We start from the raw sequence: 239 nt of genomic DNA, 5'->3' as shown, positions 1-239 counted from the left end.
GACCGGAACCTGGTGGACGTCCGGTTTCCCGTGCAGTACGTCATCCGCCCGCAGAAGGCGACCAGCCCGGAGCTGCACGACTACCGCGGCTACGCCGGTCAGATCGCCGGAGGCGTGCTCAAGCCCGGCGACGAGGTGATGCACCTGCCCTCCGGCCTGACCACGCGGATCGCCGCCATCGACACCTTCAACGGCTCGGTGCAGGAGGCGTTCGCCCCGATGTCGGTGACGCTCCGCCT

1 pseudogene is annotated in these 239 nt (G+C 69.5%); it reads left to right on the top strand.

From position 1 onward, the window contains the following. Positions 1 to 239: pseudogene (locus RUR_RS28510) on the top strand (sulfate adenylyltransferase); the annotation flags it as partial.

The organism is Rhizohabitans arisaemae (assembly GCF_025996515.1).
GTDB lineage: Bacteria > Actinomycetota > Actinomycetes > Streptosporangiales > Streptosporangiaceae > Rhizohabitans > Rhizohabitans arisaemae.
Note: the sequence above shows the minus strand (reverse complement) of the source record. Positions and strands in the feature narration are given on the sequence as shown.